Below are 13,258 nucleotides of genomic sequence, written 5' to 3' on the forward strand. Positions count from 1 at the left end.
TTAATCCCGCGCAGAACGGAGTACCTCAATGACCGCTTTTAGCCTCGTTTATACCCTGCATGTCCTGTCCGCCCTGGTGTGGGTGGGCGGCATGTTTTTCGCCTGGATGGTCCTGCGCCCGGCGGCGATGAAGGCCCTGGAAGGCCCCGGCCGATTGAAGCTGTGGGTAGAAGTGTTTCAAGGTTTTTTCCGCTGGGTCTGGGTGGCGGTGGTGCTTTTGCCGATCAGCGGTGTGGGCATGATTCATTTGCAGTTCGCAGGCTTTGAAGCGGCGCCGCGCTATGTGCAGGTGATGATGGGGCTGTATGTGGTGATGACCGCGCTGTTTATCCGGATTCAGGCGTTGTTGCTGCCGGAGTTGCGTACAGCGGTGGCGGCGCAGGATTGGCCGACTGGCGCAGCGACGCTTGGGAAGATTCGGCGGTTGGTGGGGATTAATCTGATTGTCGGGTTGGTGTTGGTGGCGATTGCTGCGGCGAGGCCTATGTTCTAGAAACATCGAACTCTTGTGGCGAGGGAGCTTGCTCCCGCTCGGCTGCGCAGCAGTCGTAATCCATCCAACGCGCTAACCCTGAGAAATCGTGTTGAATGGTTTTGGGGCTGCTTCGCAGCCCAACGGGAGCAAGCTCCCTCGCCACAGGGTTACTCGACGGGTTTATAACCGCTGAAGCGTCACAGCACCCGCTGCACCGACCGGCCCTGGCTGGCCATCAGCCCCTGCGCGGCCGCTCTTGCCGCCATCCGTTGTGTAAACCAGGCAACCCTTGGCCTTGCCACCCGCGCCCGGTTTGCCACCAGGCCCGGCCAAACCACCGGCACCACCAGCAACCTGAACCTTGATTTGCTCTGCCGGATATTCGCGAGGCACTTGCAGGCGCACCAGTGCACCGGCCGCCCCTGGCTGACCGTCGCTGCCATTGCTGCCGTCGAACCCGTGCCCGGCCTGACCCCAGGTGCAACCCGGATCTTCACCGTTGCCGCCATCCAGACCGACAAAACCCGGCGCGCCTGCACCACCGCGCGCATCCACCGTTAATACCGGTGCGTTCAGCGACTTGATCAGCAAGTTCAGGTTTCGCCCGGAGCGGGCAGCCTTGAGGTAAGTCCCCGGCGCACCACGCGAGGTGATCAGGCTGCCTTCAGACAAGTTCGCACGGCTGACTTTCAATTCCAGCGCCTGTTCACCCGGCACGATGGCGATGCGCGCTTCTCGCCCCAGGCGCAATTCGCCGACCGTCACTTCGGTCACGTTCGAGGGGATCAGCAACGTGCCGTAGTCAGCCACTTCCAGCCGTTCCAGCTGCAACGTACTGGCCGTGTTGGGCAGGCGCATCAGCGAGTTGGTTTCGACGCTTACCACTTGGGCGCAGGCCAATGGACTGATGAGTGCGGCGAGCAGACAGAGTTTACGCATGGGATGCCCCTGGGACGGCCGGGGCCGGAATGGTTTGCAGATGGAAAATGCCGACGAAGAGGATTTGCAGGCGATCACGCCAAGGGTGGGCGCGACCTTTGAGGCTGCCGTTCAACAGCAACAACTCAAGCAGGTGGGTGAGCAGCAGCAGGCTGCCGGCCAGATTGACCAACAGGTGCAGCGGTTTGATAAACGGAATCAGAACATTGACCAGCACCACCAACCAAAACAGACAGGTGAGCACCTTCCCCAGCCCCCAAAACACCTTCATACAGCCCCCTTGCAGCATTATTCTTTGCGCGCACAGTAACGGCTTCCACGCGAGATAAGCCAGAGGGCGACACAAAAATCTTCTGCGAGCCGCCGAATGACCGCCGGCTCGACGAAATATGTCGTCCGGCGGCTCTAGAACGAGGCTCTACACCAAGTGTCAGCGATTGATATGCAATTCCACGCGACGGTTTTGTGCCCGCCCTGCTTTCGTCTCGTTATCGGCCAACGGCTGACTTTCGCCCTTGCCTCGCCACTTTCGATAGCGCCCTGGCCACCACCGACCAGGCCGCCGATAACGCTGCAGATCGGTCAGGTACGTTGATTCAGAGGGGCAGTGCCATCGCTGTGAGTAGCGCAAGCGGTCAAGAGGCTGCCAAGCAGCAGAGCCGGCAGGACAGTCCTTGCGAGAACACTCATGGTGAATGCTCCTGTGTGACCGGCCCATACCGGTCACACAGGAGTGAAAGAGCCGCATCCGCGACTGCACAAGCCGCGGCGCGGAAGGGGTTTAACGGTCGATTTTGATTTCGGTACGACGGTTCAATGCGCGGCCATCCGCAGTTTTGTTGTCGGCTACTGGCTGGCTTGCGCCTTTACCGGTGACAGACACGAAGCTGCTGCGCGGTACGCCATCATGGATCAGGTACTCCACCACCGAATGCGCGCGTCTGTCCGACAGCTTCTGGTTGTAGGCAGCGTGGCCGACGCTGTCGGTATGACCGGTCACGGTCAGGCGTGCGGTAGAGGACTCCTGTTTCAGGCGAGTAGCGACTTTATCGAGGACCTGTTTGTCAGAAGGTGTGAGCGTGGCTTTGTCGAACTGGAAGTGAACATCGCGGATGACGATGGTTTCTTCCTTGACCACCACGACTTCTTCAACCACTGGTGCAGGAGGTGCGGCGACAGGGCAACCGTCAGCATCGACCGGTACGCCTTTGGGTGTGCCCGGGCACTTCTCGGGTACTGCGCCGTGCACCCAGCAATAAGCGGCTGCCGTGCCGCCGATCAGCAGCGCGCCATACCCCGCCCACGCCGAACTCTCGGTCGCGCCGATACCGGCACCGACGACACCGCCGACCGCCGCACAGGTCGGCCAGTCGGTTTTCTGCAAACCTGCGCAACCAGTCAACACACTGGTTAGCAGAACCAAGGGTAATGCTGTCCGAACTATGCTCATCTAGTTTTCTCCTGAGGGATCGGCTTAGAACCGATTCAGGTAGTAAAGACCGGAGTTTTAATCTCCGCCAGCAATAGGCCATTGCTGTTTTTCCCCGTGTTCACGGCAGATCAGCACTTTTGGCACACCATGGCTCTAGGCCCGAACGTTGGGGCAGGCTAGTCTTGGCAGACTCTGATTGAGGATCTTTGATGATTGCAGGTATTTCTTCGCGCACGCCCCAGCAAGCGCTGGCCGCTTTGCTTGACCGCTATGCACCCATGCGCCTGTTGCTGATAGGCGCCAGCCAGTTCCCGGCACTTGAGGCGTTCAAGCTCGCGCACCCGGACAGTTGTGTCGCTCACGCCGCCCCCGGCGCCTTGCCTGCGGAACTGGCGGCGCAACGCTTTGATCTGGCGCTGGTGGTCGATTGCCTGGAGCACCTGCCCAAACGCGACGGTCTGAATCTGCTGGGCGGGATCCGCAACCTCAACGCCAGTCGTATCGCAGTGCTGGCGGATTTACCGGCCAGTGGCTGGCAGGAAACAGACTTTTTTTCCCTGGCCCTGCAAGCCAGCGAACGCTTCCAGCGCGACGATCAGGTGTTGACGTTGTTCACCTATGATTTGCTTGACTATAAACAGGTGCCCGACTGGCTCAACTCACGGTTCTGGGCCAATCCGGAAAACTTCGGGAAATACTGGTGGTAACGCAATGAGTACATCCATTTGCCCGTGTGGCAGCGGCACCCTGCTCGATGCCTGTTGCGGTCATTACCATGCCGGTCATCCGGCCCCCTGCGCCGAAGCCCTGATGCGTTCGCGCTACAGCGCCTATGTGTTGGGGCTGATTGACTATCTGGTGGCGACTACCCTGCCCGCGCAACAGACAGGGCTGGATCGTCAATCCATCGGTGACTGGAGCGCGCAAAGCACCTGGCTGGGCCTTGAGGTGGAAAGCTCCGAGGTGCTCGGCGGCCAACCGGAACACGCCTTCGTCACCTTCACGGCGCGCTGGCACGACAGCACCGGTGAACATAGCCATCGCGAGCGTTCTTCGTTTGTGCAGAACACCGGGCGCTGGTACTTCATCGACCCGACCGTGCAGCTCAAGGCCGGACGAAATGATGCGTGCCCATGCGCGAGCGGGCAGAAATTCAAGAAGTGTTGTGCGGGGTATTTCGGGGTTTGAGATAAAGGCAAAAGATCGCAGCTTTTCGTAGGAGCGAGCGGTGCGGCGATCCGACTTGCCCGCGAAGAAGCTGATGCGGTCTTTCTGAAAGTCCGCGTTATCGTTTTTCGCGGGCAAGTCGGATCGCCGCACCGCTCGCTCCTACAAAGATTGAGATCTTTTAGGACTAGACTGGGCCTCAAGGGAGAAACACCATCATGCTCAGTCAACGTCGCGCCTTATACCTTGTCACCTTGCTCACTTTCCTGAGCCTCAGCGGCTGCGCGTCCTGGTTTAGCGACGACGAACCGGATCCTCAGGTGCATCTGGTCAAGGTAGAGGTGGTGCGGGCCAAACTGCTGGAGCAGAAATTCCTGCTGCACTTTCGTGTCGACAACCCGAACGACAGTGACTTGACCGTTCGCAGCATCGAATACCGCATTCATCTGGGCGACATGCTGCTGACCGAAGGCGAACACGAGCACTGGTTCACAGTCGGCCCCAAGCACAGCGCCTATTTCAAAGTGCCGATCCGCACCAACCTGTGGCCCAAGGTCCGGGACGTGGTGAAAATGCTGAAAAACCCCAGGCAACCCGTGCCCTATCGTCTGGAAGGTGAATTGGAAACCGGTTTATTCATCGCGCACTACGTGCACCTGGCGCGCAATGGCGTGATAATCCCCGCCGATTTAATTCCGGAGTAACCCCGATGACCCAACAACCCCATGTCCATGGCCCAGACTGCAACCACGATCATGACGATCACGCCCACGACCAGCATGATCACGACCATGGCCATGTCCACGGCCCAAACTGCGGCCACGCTCACCAGGAACCGGTGCGCAACGCCTTGAAAGACGTCGGCCGCAACGACCCTTGCCCATGCGGCAACGGCAAGAAATTCAAGAAGTGCCACGGCGCTTGATGCGTCGGGCGAAGATCGTCTTCGCCCGCTGAATCGCCATCGCGAGCAGGCTCGCTCCCACATTTGATCTACGTGAGACCCGATTCTGCGGTCACCACACATCCGCTGTGGGAGCGAGCTTGCTCGCGATGACGGACTGACATTCAACATTTATGTCGACTGATACACCGCTATCGCGAGCAAGCTCGCTCCCACAGGGATTTCAGATTTCAGTCAGCCTTCAGGATCTCTGCGGTGCTGACGACGGTGGCGTACTCGCCATGCAAATTCCCCAACGACATGGCATGCACCTCCTCGGCTGAACGGGCCGTGCCGAAAAAGTCAGCCTTGTCGAAGGTAAAGCACGCATCCTCCGCCACCCACGCATCAAACCCCAGATTGCCGGCCGTTCGCGCCGTGGACTCCACCGAGTTGTTGGTCGCCACGCCAACGATGATCAGTTGATCAATCCCCGCCTCGCGCAAACCCGCCTCCAGCCCCGTCGCACAAAACGCATCCGGCACCTGCTTCTGAATCAGTTGCTCACCGGCCTTTGGCTGAAATCGTTCCTGAAACTCCACGCCGGATTGTTGCGGCCAGAACACCGACTCCGGTGAGCGAGACAGGTGCTGCACGTGAATCACTGGCCGCCCGGTTCGACGCCAAAACGTCAGCAAATCGAGGGTTCGCTGCTCGGCCTGAGGATTATTTCGACGCCCCAGTTTTGGATGCAGGATGCCTTTTTGCTGGTCGATGATGACCAGTGCCGCGTTGGTCTTGAGCTCCATGCTGACTTTTCTCGTGTCGGGTCATTGAATTTCACGCACTTCAGCATCACCTCTTCCTACAGGCAAGCTCTCCAGTGCAAACAGGACGACCTAATGCGAGCGGTTGCTGTCCGTATCTAACGACGTCTATTTTTTGGAGCATTCCATGATCGACCTGTATTACTGGACCACCCCCAACGGTCACAAAATCTCGATTTTCCTCGAAGAGGCTGGCCTCAAGTACGACGTGTACCCGATCAACATCAGCCAGAACGATCAATTCAAACCTGAGTTCCTGAAGATCTCGCCGAACAACAAAATTCCGGCCATCGTCGATCATGAGCCGGCTGATGGCGGCGCGCCTTTATCGCTGTTCGAATCCGGGGCGATTCTGTTGTACCTGGCGGAGAAAACCGGGAAGTTCCTGCCCAAGGACCTGCGCGGGCGTCAGCAAGCGCTGCAATGGCTGTTCTGGCAGATGGGCGGTCTGGGGCCGATGGCCGGGCAGAATCACCACTTCAGTCAGTTCGCGCCGGAAAAAATCCCTTACGCGATCAAACGCTACATCGACGAAACCGCCCGCCTCTATGGCGTGCTCGACAAGCAACTGGCGAGCAATGAATTCGTCGCCGGCAGCGAGTACAGCATTGCTGACATGGCGATTTACCCGTGGATCGTTTCCCACAAGTGGCAGAGCCAGAACCTGGAAGACTTCCCCAACGTGCTGCGCTGGTTCACCCACATCCAGAACCGCCCGGCGACGGTGAAGGCGTATGCGATTGCGGCAAAGGTCAACCCGCCCAAGTCCTGAGACCTGCACAACCCCTGTGGTGAGGGGCTTCTGTGGTGAGGGGGCTTGCCCCCGTTGGAGCGCGCAGCGGTCCCAAAACCGGCAACGGTGTTCTTGCAGAGCGCGCGCGGTGACGGATTGGCGACTGCTTCGCAGCCGAACGGGGGCAAGCCCCCTCGCCACAAGGGACTTGCGCGCCTCCGGGATTGTGGTTTATCCGACAAATCCTGAAATAACCCTGCGCCCCGCTTGCGCGGCCACCTCCTGCTCACTAACGTAGCGCCTTTATTGCGTTACTACCCCCGCAGGAGCTTTGCCATGGCCTCGCCAGCCCTTACACATTTTCTTCCCCGGTTCGGCGTTGCCGCAGCAGTGGCCGGTGTTTTGAGCCTGACCGGTTGTCAGACCTGGAACACCCAGGACACCCTCCCGCCGACCTCCGGCGTGCAGCCGCTCAAAGGCCTGGCGCAGAACGTTTCGGTTCGGCGCAATGCAATGGGCATGCCGTTGATCGAAAGCAACAGCTTCCACGACGCGCTGTTCACCCTCGGTTACGTGCACGCCAGCGACCGCATCACCCAAATGGTGACCATGCGCCTGTTGGCTGAAGGCCGTCTGGCAGAAATGTCCGGTCCGGACCTGCTCGACGCCGACCGCTACATGCGCGCCGTCAATCTAAAGAAAAGCGCCGGCGAGCTGTACAAGGCGTCTTCGCCACGGCTCAAGCGCTTCTTTGAAGTCTATGCCCGGGGCGTCAACGCCTATCTGTTCCGCTATCGCGACAAGCTCCCGGCGGACCTCGCTGCCACCGGCTACAAACCTGAATACTGGCAGCCGGAAGATTCGGCGCTGATTTTCTGCCTGTTGAATTTCAGCCAGTCGGCCAACCTGCCGGAAGAAATCTCTTCGCTGGTCATCGCCCAAACCGTCAGCACCGATAAGCTCCCGTGGCTGACGCCCTCCGCTCCCGACGAAAAACTGCCGTTGGCTGAAGCGGAAAAACTCCAGGGCATCAAGCTCAACGGCGCGATCCCGGGCCTGGCCGAAATCACCAAAGCCACCGGGCAACTGTCCGACCTGAACCTGCTGGGCGCCACCTCGTCGAACAACTGGGCGATCGGCCCGCAACGCAGCCGCAGCGGCAAAAGCCTGCTGGCCAGCGACAGCCACGGGCCAATGGGCGTGCCGTCGCTGTACAGCTACGTGCAGATCCGCGCGCCGAAATATCAGGCTGCAGGCGTCAGCATCGCCGGCCTGCCTATGGTACTGGGTGGTTTCAACGGCAAAGTGGCATGGAGCATGACCACGGTCATGGGCGACAACCAGGACCTGTTCCTGGAAAAAATCAAACGTCAGGGCAATGGCCTGTCATACGAAGTGAACGGCAAATGGCAGCCGGTGGGCGTGCGTAACGAAACCTACTTCGTCAAAGGCCAGCGGCCGATTCGCGAAGCGGTGTACGAAACCCGCCACGGGCCGCTGCTCAACAGTGCCCAAGGCCTGACGATGGCCAATGGTTTCGGCCTGGCCTTGCAGACCCCGAGCTTCACCGACGACAAAACCCTGGATGCATTTTTCGACCTGTCCCGTGCGCAGACCGTCGAGAAAGCCTCGGATGCAAGCCGTGAAATACGCGCCATCGCCCTGAACCTGGTGTTTGCCGACGCCAGCAGCATTGGCTGGCAGGTCACCGGTCGTTACCCGAACCGCCGTGAAGGCGAAGGCTTGCTGCCATCGCCGGGCTGGGACGGTCGCTACGATTGGGACGGTTACGCCGACCCGATGCTGCACCCGTACGATCAGGACCCGGCCCAAGGCTGGCTCGGCACCGCCAACCAGCGTGTCATTCCCCATGGTTACGGCATGCAGTTGTCCAACTCCTGGGCAGCCCCGGAACGTGGCGAACGTCTGGCGGAACTGGCCGGCGTCGGCAAGCACGACACCCGCAGCCTGATCGCCATGCAATACGACCAGACCACCACTTTCGCCGCCAAATTGAAGAAAATGTTTGAGGCGCCGGGCATGTCCCAGCCGCTGAAACAGGCGATCGAAGCGCTGCCGGTGGCCGATCGTGGCAAGGCGCGCGAGGCGTTGACGCGTTTGATGGCGTTCGACGGCAAGCTCAGCCCGACCTCCGCCGATGCAGCGATTTATGAGCTGTTCCTGCAAGAAAGCATGAAGCAAATCTTCCTTGACGAACTGGGCCCGGAAACCAGCCCGGCGTGGAAAGCCTTTGTCGCCAACGGTAAGTTGTCCTACGCCGCTCAGGCCGATCACCTGCTCGGTCGCGAGGACAGCCCGTTCTGGGATGACGTCCGCACGCCGCAGAAAGAAGATAAACCGGCGATCCTCGCCCGTAGCCTGGCGGCAGCGATCACTGCGGGGGACAGTCAGTTGGGCGGCGATCACAAAGCCTGGCAGTGGGGCAAACTGCACCGCTACGAGTGGAAAAATGCCAGTGGCCAGACCGTGCGCGGTCCGTTGGCGGCCGGTGGCGATCACACCACGCTGAACACTGCGGCGTTCGCTTGGGGTCAGGACTTCAACACCACGCTGGTGCCGTCCATGCGCTTTATCGTCGACTTCGGCCAGGTCGAACCGCTGATGGGCCAGAACGGTACGGGCCAGTCCGGCAACCCGGCGAGCCCGAACTACCTCGACAGCATCGATCCGTGGCTCAAGGGCCAGTACATGAGCCTGCCAATGCAGCCGCAGAACTTTGACAAGGTGTATGGCAAGGTGCGGTTGACGCTAATCCCCGGTAAGTAAGCATCACCACCAACCCCATGTGGGAGCGGGCTTGCTCGCGAAAGCGGTGTGTCAGGCAACGATGATGTTGACTGACACGACGCCTTCGCGAGCAAGCCCGCTCCCACATGGGAATGTCGCTAGACCCGAAAGCCCGATAGAACTTCTCGCCCCGCGCAAACCTCATAGCTAACAAGTCCCTCCATTTTGGTAACAACATGGATCTTGTTATCGCTCGTCCCGAAGGTTTGTACTGCCCCGCCGGGGATTTCTATATCGACCCGTGGCGCCCGGTGGAGCGTGCGGTGATCACCCACGCGCACGGTGATCATGCCCGCGCCGGCAATCAACACTACCTGGCGGCCGCCCCCGGTGAAGGCATCCTGCGCGCACGGCTTGGCCAAGACCTCAACCTGCAAACCCTGCCCTACGGCGAGCGCTTGCTGCATCACGGCGTCACCCTGAGTTTTCATCCGGCCGGCCATGTGCTCGGCTCGGCCCAGGTGCGCCTGGAATACGGTGGTGAAGTCTGGGTTGCCTCGGGGGATTACAAGATCGAGCCCGACGGCACCTGCGCGCCCTTCGAACCGGTGCGTTGCCACACTTTCATCACTGAATCGACCTTCGGTTTGCCGATCTATCGCTGGCAACCTCAGGCGCAGGTCTTTGCCGAAATCAATCAGTGGTGGCAGGCCAACGTCGTGGCCGGGAAAGCCAGCGTGCTGTTCTGCTATTCCTTCGGCAAGGCGCAACGGATTCTCCACGGCATCGAGGCCAGCATCGGCCCCATTCTGGTGCATGGCGCCGTTGAGCCGCTCAACCGGGTTTATCGCGACGGTGGGATTTACTTGCCGCCAACGATTTATGCCGGTGAGGTACAAAAGAACGACCCGATCATGCGCAGGGCCTTGGTGCTTGCCCCGCCATCCGCAGGTGGCAGCAGTTGGATGCGTCGGTTCGGCGATTACAGCGATGGTTTTGCCAGTGGCTGGATGCGTTTGCGCGGCACCCGGCGGCGGCGCGGTGTGGATCGCGGTTTCGTGCTCTCGGACCACGCCGACTGGCCGGGACTGCTCTGGGCCATCGAACAGACCGGGGCCGAGCGGGTGATGGTCACTCACGGTTCGGTGGGCGTGCTGGTTCGTCATCTGAGTGAACAAGGCCTCGATGCCCAGGCGTTCAGCACCGAATACGGTGACGATGAGGTAGAACACGTGGACGCTGCCGAGGTGCTGCCATGAAAGCCTTCGCCCGGTTGTATGCCGAACTCGACGCCACCACCTCGAGCAACGACAAACTGGCGGCGATGCAGGCTTACTTTGCCCAAGCCGCACCAGAAGATGCGGCGTGGGCCGTGTACTTTTTGTCTGGCGGCCGCCCTCGGCAGTTAGTGCCGGTGCGTGCGCTGCGGGAATTGGCGGTGGAGATTTCCGGGTTATCGACATGGTTGTTCGAAGAGAGTTATCAAGCGGTTGGCGATCTGGCGGAAACCATCTCGCTGGTGCTACCCGAAGCCACCCACAGTTCTACCGACGGGCTGGCCGTCTGGATCGAAGACAAGCTGCTGCCGCTGCGAGGTGAAAACCCGGAGTTCCTGGCCAGGCGATTGCCCGCCCTGTGGGCGCAACTGGACCGCGCCAGCCTGATGCTGTGCATCAAACTGATCACCGGCAGTTTTCGCGTCGGCGTCTCCAAATTACTGGTTACGCGAGCGCTGGCAGCCATGGCCGGGCTCGACAGCAAACGCGTGGCGCAGCGCCTCGTGGGGTATACCGATCTGTCCAAACGCCCGACGGCCGCCCATTACCTGAAACTCATCGCGCCGCCCTCCGACGATGAATATGCCCAACGCGGTGGCCAGCCTTATCCGTTTTTCCTCGCCCATGCCTTGTCGCAACCGGTCGAGCAGTTCGAAGCCCTGCTCGGTCCCGCCAGCCAATGGCAGGTGGAATGGAAGTGGGACGGCATCCGTGCCCAAGTGGTCAAGCGCGAGGGGCGACTGTGGATCTGGTCCCGGGGCGAAGAACTGGTCAGCGAGCGATTTCCCGAACTGGAAACGCTGACCCATGGTTTACCGGACGGCACGGTGATCGATGGCGAAATCGTCGCCTGGAAGTCTGCACACCCCACCACCGAGGATGCCTTCGACCCGCAATCCTCAAAGCCCCCGGCGGTGCAACCCTTCGCCTTGCTGCAACAACGCATCGGCCGTAAAACCCTGGGCAGGAAAATCCTCGATGAAGTGCCGGTGGTGTTACTCGCCTACGACCTGCTGGAATGGCAAGGCGAAGACTGGCGCAACCAGACTCAGGCAAAGCGTCGCACCCAATTGGAGCAAGTCATCGCCACCTGCAACAGCCCGGTGCTGCTGGCGTCGCCAGTACTGACCGGCGAAGACTGGTTCGACCTCGCCGGGCAACGGGAAGCCTCTCGCCGGCTCGGTGTCGAAGGCATGATGCTCAAGGCCCGGGATTCGCTATATGGCGTGGGTCGGACCAAGGACATGGGCGTCTGGTGGAAATGGAAAGTCGAGCCATTCAGCGTCGATGCGGTGTTGATCTATGCGCAACAGGGTCATGGTCGTCGAGCGAGTCTCTACAGCGACTACACGTTCGCCGTGTGGGACGGGCCGCCCGAGGCGAGCGAGCGGACGCTGGTGCCGTTCGCCAAGGCGTATTCAGGACTGACCGATGAGGAAATGCGCAAGGTCGACGGCATCGTCCGCCAAACCACGGTAGAGAAGTTCGGGCCGGTGAGCAGCGTGACGCCAAGCCTGGTGTTTGAGCTGGGGTTTGAGGGGATCGCCCGGTCGCGGCGGCACAAGAGTGGGATTGCGGTGCGGTTTCCAAGGATGTTGCGGTGGCGCCAGGATAAGACGGTCGAAGAGGCCGATAACCTGGCAACGCTACGAGACTTACTGACCTGACTGAATCAAAAATGTGGGAGCGGGCTTGCTCGCGAAAGCGGTGTGTCAGGCAACGATTATTTGACTGACACACCGCTTTCGCGAGCAAGCCCGCTCGCACATGGTTTTTGCGCCTGATCGCACCATTCTAGTGCACCAATTTCCCGACGCCCACTTTCGTGCACAAATGCGTCATAACCTTTTCTTTAATCACCTTTTAAAACGCTTGTTCGGGACTCTGGTTCGGAAATTGCTACTTTCATTAGGTCTTACGCTTTCCAGTAACAATAATTCTGCGCCACAAGCGCTCATATTGGTTCTTAGGGATTGAATAATGAAAAAAGCATTGCTGACCCTTTCTGCACTGGCGTTGTGCATGGCTGCTGGCTCCGCGCTGGCCAAGGAATACAAAGAGCTGCGTTTTGGCGTTGACCCTTCCTACGCACCGTTCGAGTCCAAAGCGGCGGATGGCAGCCTGGTTGGCTTCGATATCGATCTGGGTAACGCGATCTGCGCCGAGCTGAAGGTCAAGTGCAAATGGGTCGAAAGCGATTTCGACGGCATGATTCCAGGCCTCAAGGCCAATAAATTCGACGGTGTGATCTCTTCGATGACCGTCACCGAAGCCCGCGAAAAAGTCATCGACTTCTCCAGCGAGCTGTTCTCCGGCCCGACTTCCCTTGTCTACAAGAAAGGTTCCGGCGTCACCACCGACATCGCTTCGCTGAAGGGTAAAAAGGTCGGTTACGAGCAGGGCACCATCCAGGAAGCCTACGCCAAAGCCGTGCTGGACAAGGCTGGCGTGACCACTCAGGCCTACGCCAACCAGGACCAGGTCTATGCGGACCTGACTTCCGGTCGTCTGGATGCTTCGATTCAGGACATGCTGCAAGCCGAACTGGGCTTTTTGAAGTCGCCACAAGGCGCCGATTACGAAGTCAGCAAGCCATTTAATGACCCACTGCTGCCAGCCAAAACAGCTGTCGGTATCTCGAAAGGTAACAAAGACCTGAAGGCACTTCTGGATAAAGGTATCAAAGCGTTACACGACGATGGCACCTACGCCACCATTCAGAAAAAACACTTTGGCGATCTGAATCTGTACAGCGGCAAATAATGCCCGGCGCCCAT

14 protein-coding genes and 1 pseudogene are annotated in these 13,258 nt (G+C 59.8%); 10 read left to right on the forward strand and 5 right to left on the reverse strand.

What is annotated here, in order from left to right; translation table 11 throughout:
- Window positions 1-28: 28 nt before the first annotated feature.
- Window positions 29-493, forward strand: a complete 465-nt coding sequence (locus tag AC1MEW_RS30885) for a CopD family protein (protein WP_201255544.1) — start codon at window positions 29-31, stop codon at window positions 491-493.
- A 162-nt stretch (window positions 494-655) separates the two neighbouring features.
- Here AC1MEW_RS30885 and AC1MEW_RS30890 read toward each other — a convergent pair whose 3' ends face one another.
- From AC1MEW_RS30890 to AC1MEW_RS30905, 4 genes and pseudogenes are all read right to left on the reverse strand, one after another.
- Window positions 656-1,414 carry a collagen-like protein gene (locus AC1MEW_RS30890; RefSeq protein WP_201255545.1) on the reverse strand — a complete coding sequence of 253 codons (759 nt, stop codon included), beginning with the start codon at window positions 1,412-1,414 and terminating at the stop codon, window positions 656-658.
- The gene (locus tag AC1MEW_RS30895; RefSeq protein ID WP_201255546.1) at window positions 1,407-1,685 is read right to left on the reverse strand and encodes a DUF1145 domain-containing protein; all 279 of its coding nucleotides are present in this window, start codon (window positions 1,683-1,685) and stop codon (window positions 1,407-1,409) included. Before AC1MEW_RS30895 ends, AC1MEW_RS30890 begins: the two co-directional genes overlap by 8 nt.
- Window positions 1,686-1,936: 251 nt before the next feature.
- A pseudogene (locus AC1MEW_RS30900) lies at window positions 1,937-2,104 on the reverse strand (OmpA family protein); the annotation flags it as partial.
- Between the two features lie 91 nt (window positions 2,105-2,195).
- Window positions 2,196-2,864, reverse strand: a complete 669-nt coding sequence (locus tag AC1MEW_RS30905) for a PA1041 family peptidoglycan-binding anchor lipoprotein (protein WP_201201249.1) — start codon at window positions 2,862-2,864, stop codon at window positions 2,196-2,198.
- Window positions 2,865-3,055: 191 nt separating this feature from the next.
- Between AC1MEW_RS30905 and AC1MEW_RS30910 the strand changes: the two genes are divergently transcribed.
- From AC1MEW_RS30910 to AC1MEW_RS30925, 4 genes are all read left to right on the forward strand, one after another.
- On the forward strand, window positions 3,056-3,553 hold the full coding sequence (locus tag AC1MEW_RS30910) for a DUF6231 family protein (RefSeq protein ID WP_201201247.1): 498 nt from the start codon (window positions 3,056-3,058) through the stop codon (window positions 3,551-3,553).
- Window positions 3,554-3,557: 4 nt separating this feature from the next.
- Window positions 3,558-4,034: a YchJ family protein gene (locus tag AC1MEW_RS30915; protein WP_201201245.1), complete on the forward strand. Its 477-nt coding sequence runs from the start codon at window positions 3,558-3,560 to the stop codon at window positions 4,032-4,034.
- A gap of 197 nt (window positions 4,035-4,231) precedes the next feature.
- Window positions 4,232-4,717, forward strand: a complete 486-nt coding sequence (locus tag AC1MEW_RS30920) for an LEA/WHy family protein (RefSeq protein ID WP_322270706.1) — start codon at window positions 4,232-4,234, stop codon at window positions 4,715-4,717.
- A gap of 5 nt (window positions 4,718-4,722) precedes the next feature.
- Complete coding sequence (locus AC1MEW_RS30925) at window positions 4,723-4,938, forward strand: SEC-C metal-binding domain-containing protein (protein ID WP_201195404.1); 216 nt, start codon at window positions 4,723-4,725, stop codon at window positions 4,936-4,938.
- Between the two features lie 209 nt (window positions 4,939-5,147).
- Here AC1MEW_RS30925 and AC1MEW_RS30930 read toward each other — a convergent pair whose 3' ends face one another.
- Window positions 5,148-5,705, reverse strand: coding sequence for a cysteine hydrolase family protein (locus AC1MEW_RS30930; RefSeq protein WP_480424736.1), 558 nt, complete (start codon window positions 5,703-5,705; stop codon window positions 5,148-5,150).
- A 145-nt stretch (window positions 5,706-5,850) separates the two neighbouring features.
- Here AC1MEW_RS30930 and AC1MEW_RS30935 point away from each other — a divergent pair, with 145 nt between their 5' ends.
- The 5 genes from AC1MEW_RS30935 to AC1MEW_RS30955 all read left to right on the forward strand — a co-directional run bounded on the left by AC1MEW_RS30935 (window position 5,851) and on the right by AC1MEW_RS30955 (window position 13,244).
- Window positions 5,851-6,495 (forward strand): glutathione S-transferase N-terminal domain-containing protein, encoded by a 645-nt coding sequence (locus AC1MEW_RS30935; protein ID WP_201255547.1) that lies wholly within the window; start codon window positions 5,851-5,853, stop codon window positions 6,493-6,495.
- A gap of 297 nt (window positions 6,496-6,792) precedes the next feature.
- Entirely contained in the window at window positions 6,793-9,243 is a 2,451-nt protein-coding gene (locus AC1MEW_RS30940) for a penicillin acylase family protein (protein ID WP_201201236.1), read from the forward strand.
- Between the two features lie 197 nt (window positions 9,244-9,440).
- Entirely contained in the window at window positions 9,441-10,463 is a 1,023-nt protein-coding gene (locus tag AC1MEW_RS30945; protein ID WP_480424738.1) for a ligase-associated DNA damage response exonuclease, read from the forward strand.
- Window positions 10,460-12,148, forward strand: coding sequence for an ATP-dependent DNA ligase (locus tag AC1MEW_RS30950; protein ID WP_201255549.1), 1,689 nt, complete (start codon window positions 10,460-10,462; stop codon window positions 12,146-12,148). Before AC1MEW_RS30945 ends, AC1MEW_RS30950 begins: the two co-directional genes overlap by 4 nt.
- Before the next feature lie 313 nt (window positions 12,149-12,461).
- Window positions 12,462-13,244, forward strand: a complete 783-nt coding sequence (locus tag AC1MEW_RS30955; RefSeq protein ID WP_201201232.1) for a transporter substrate-binding domain-containing protein — start codon at window positions 12,462-12,464, stop codon at window positions 13,242-13,244.
- Window positions 13,245-13,258: the final 14 nt, after the last annotated feature.

This window comes from Pseudomonas sp. ASL4 (genome assembly GCF_056680395.1).

Bases quoted from the DNA above. Each gene is read 5' to 3' on its own strand.
- AC1MEW_RS30890 (WP_201255545.1), bottom strand. From the start codon at position 1,414: ATGCGTAAACTCTGTCTGCTCGCCGCACTCATCAGTCCATTGGCCTGC.
- AC1MEW_RS30895 (WP_201255546.1), bottom strand. From the start codon at position 1,685: ATGAAGGTGTTTTGGGGGCTGGGGAAGGTGCTCACCTGTCTGTTTTGG.
- AC1MEW_RS30945 (WP_480424738.1), top strand. From the start codon at position 9,441: ATGGATCTTGTTATCGCTCGTCCCGAAGGTTTGTACTGCCCCGCCGGG.
- AC1MEW_RS30905 (WP_201201249.1), bottom strand. From the start codon at position 2,864: ATGAGCATAGTTCGGACAGCATTACCCTTGGTTCTGCTAACCAGTGTG.
- AC1MEW_RS30940 (WP_201201236.1), top strand. From the start codon at position 6,793: ATGGCCTCGCCAGCCCTTACACATTTTCTTCCCCGGTTCGGCGTTGCC.
- AC1MEW_RS30935 (WP_201255547.1), top strand. From the start codon at position 5,851: ATGATCGACCTGTATTACTGGACCACCCCCAACGGTCACAAAATCTCG.
- AC1MEW_RS30950 (WP_201255549.1), top strand. From the start codon at position 10,460: ATGAAAGCCTTCGCCCGGTTGTATGCCGAACTCGACGCCACCACCTCG.
- AC1MEW_RS30885 (WP_201255544.1), top strand. From the start codon at position 29: ATGACCGCTTTTAGCCTCGTTTATACCCTGCATGTCCTGTCCGCCCTG.
- AC1MEW_RS30915 (WP_201201245.1), top strand. From the start codon at position 3,558: ATGAGTACATCCATTTGCCCGTGTGGCAGCGGCACCCTGCTCGATGCC.
- AC1MEW_RS30920 (WP_322270706.1), top strand. From the start codon at position 4,232: ATGCTCAGTCAACGTCGCGCCTTATACCTTGTCACCTTGCTCACTTTC.
- AC1MEW_RS30910 (WP_201201247.1), top strand. From the start codon at position 3,056: ATGATTGCAGGTATTTCTTCGCGCACGCCCCAGCAAGCGCTGGCCGCT.
- AC1MEW_RS30930 (WP_480424736.1), bottom strand. From the start codon at position 5,705: ATGGAGCTCAAGACCAACGCGGCACTGGTCATCATCGACCAGCAAAAA.
- AC1MEW_RS30925 (WP_201195404.1), top strand. From the start codon at position 4,723: ATGACCCAACAACCCCATGTCCATGGCCCAGACTGCAACCACGATCAT.
- AC1MEW_RS30955 (WP_201201232.1), top strand. From the start codon at position 12,462: ATGAAAAAAGCATTGCTGACCCTTTCTGCACTGGCGTTGTGCATGGCT.